This window comes from Caldisalinibacter kiritimatiensis (assembly GCF_000387765.1).
Classification (GTDB): domain Bacteria; phylum Bacillota; class Clostridia; order Tissierellales; family Caldisalinibacteraceae; genus Caldisalinibacter; species Caldisalinibacter kiritimatiensis.
The window spans coordinates 1-2,286 of the sequence record NZ_ARZA01000112.1; the positions used below are offsets into that span (position 1 = coordinate 1).

General features: G+C 28.7%; 2 protein-coding genes. One reads left to right on the forward strand and one right to left on the reverse strand.

The window, feature by feature from the left end:
- The first annotated feature begins 168 nt into the window (after positions 1 to 168).
- A complete protein-coding gene (locus tag L21TH_RS05590; protein ID WP_006311290.1) occupies positions 169 to 1,425 on the forward strand; it encodes a nucleotidyltransferase in 1,257 nt (418 codons plus the stop codon).
- Between the two features lie 74 nt (positions 1,426 to 1,499).
- On the opposite strand, the gene L21TH_RS05595 is transcribed toward L21TH_RS05590, so the two are convergent.
- Positions 1,500 to 2,282, reverse strand: a complete 783-nt coding sequence (locus L21TH_RS05595) for a patatin-like phospholipase family protein (RefSeq protein WP_006311291.1) — start codon at positions 2,280 to 2,282, stop codon at positions 1,500 to 1,502.
- Between the last annotated feature and the right edge of the window lie 4 nt (positions 2,283 to 2,286).

Sequence of the window (2,286 nt, forward strand, 5' to 3'; positions counted from 1 at the left end):
ACTAATCATAAAATTATAATAAAATAAATTAATGAAAAATACTAACCTTAAAAATCTTTTTTCATCATTAAATGGAATCTTAGAATAATATTTATTAATAATAGTTAAACTTTAAACTAAAGTAATACTATTCTATCAATTAAAATACATATCAACTGGAGGAATTATATGAAAATAGTTGGCCTTATAACTGAGTACAATCCCTTCCATAACGGACATCTTTATCATTTAGAAAAATCTAAAGAGATAACTGAATGCAGCTATTCTGTAGTAGTTATGAGTGGAAATTTTGTTCAAAGAGGAGAACCAGCAATTGTAGACAAATGGACAAGAGCTAAAATGGCAGTAGATAATGGAGTTGACTTAGTCATTGAGTTGCCTACTGTATATGCAGTGCAAAGTGCTGAATTTTTCGCATATGGAGCTATAAAAACACTTGACAGCCTAGGTATAATTGATTCTGTTGTTTTTGGTAGCGAAAATGGAAATATAGAAGCTTTAGAAGAAATAGCAGATGTATTAATTACAGAACCAACTACTTTTAAAGAATATTTAAAGAATTCTTTAAATAAAGGCAATACTTATCCAGTGGCTAGAAGTAAAGCATTAGAAAAATATTTTAAATCTAATAAGTCTTTTTTAGTAAATGACTTATCCAAGGTACTGTCAAGTCCAAATAATATTCTTGGAATAGAATATCTTAAAGCCTTAAAAAAAGTAAAAAGTACGATAAAACCTTATACAATAAATCGTATTGGAGCAGGTTACCACGATAAAAAGCTTAAAGGGAACTTAGCTAGTGCTTCCGCTATACGTAATCAAATTATTAATAGCTCAAATTTAAATAAGATATCAAATGTAGTTCCAGAGGCTACAGTCTACTATCTTAATAATTTTCTTGATAAATACAACTCTTTTAATAACCTTGAAAATTATACACATATATTGCTATATTTAATAAGATTTATTGAAAAAAAAGAAATTAGTAATATATTAGATGTTGAAGAAGGACTTGAAAATCGTATTATTAAATGCGGATATGAAAAGGATTCAATTTCAGAAATTATTAAATGTATTAAAACCAAAAGATATACATATACAAGATTACAACGAATACTATTACATATTTTACTCAAAATAAGTGGTAATTCTTTTTTAGAGTTACATAAACATGGCCCTCAATATATAAGAGTACTAGCTAGCAATCAAAAAGGATTGACTATATTAAAAAAAATAAAAGAAAACTCAAATATTCCTATAATAACTAAGTTTGCAAACTATCAAAAACTAAAAAAAGCAATGCTCAATAGAATGATTGAGTATGATATAAATGCCACTAATTTATATTTTCTTGGATTGACTAATTATAATGGTGTTAAAACCAATCTTGATTTTTTAACATCACCTTATATTAAGACTAAATAATCAGCTTATCATGTGTAAAACTAAAGTTGAGGGTCTCTACCCTTAACTTTAGTTTTTACTTGGTTATGTAATAATCAATTTTCAAATTCAGCTATCATTTTTTTTATGTCATCAATCTTTTCAAGTGCCGCCTTATACCCTATTTCATCACATTCTTCTACTAAATCAAATCTTGAAGGCGGTATATGAGAAACAGGTGGTTTTATTACTACATCTGCGTGAATAATACTGTTAGATAAAATCTGTTTCCCCATAACATCTATTGATTGTAAAATAACATCAAAAATATGATTTATTCTCTTTTGTTCTGTTGTAAATCCCACGTCTACTGCTATTACAATATCTGCTCCCATATCCTTTACTACAGTTGCAGGAACTCTGTCTATCACTCCACCATCTACCAAAACCATATCTTTATATCTAACTGGAACAAAAACTCCAGGAATAGATATACTAGCTCTAACGGCTTTATATATTGGTCCCTCAGTAAATATATAACTATCCGCAGTTTTTAAATCAGTAGCTACAACAGCTAATCCTTTTTCTAAGTCTTCTATGTTTCTACTTCTTGTTAATAATCTAATCATCTCTTCAACCTTTTCACCTTTTATAAAACCGCGTCTAGGAACAGTTAAATCTACCCAAATTTTTCTATCAAGTTGAACTGCTATTTTTTCAATTGTATATGGGTCGATACCACAGCAAAAAACACTACCTATAAGTGCTCCTGCACTACTTCCTGCCACATAGTCAACTTCTATATTATTTTCAGTTAATGCTTTTAAAACGCCTATATGTGCTAGTCCTCTTGCCGCACCAGAACCTAATGCTAATCCAATTTTAGGTTTCTTTTTCATTTAA

Coding starts and splice junctions, on each gene's coding strand:
- L21TH_RS05590 (WP_006311290.1), top strand. CDS start 169: ATGAAAATAGTTGGCCTTATAACTGAGTACAATCCCTTCCATAACGGA.
- L21TH_RS05595 (WP_006311291.1), bottom strand. CDS start 2,282: ATGAAAAAGAAACCTAAAATTGGATTAGCATTAGGTTCTGGTGCGGCA.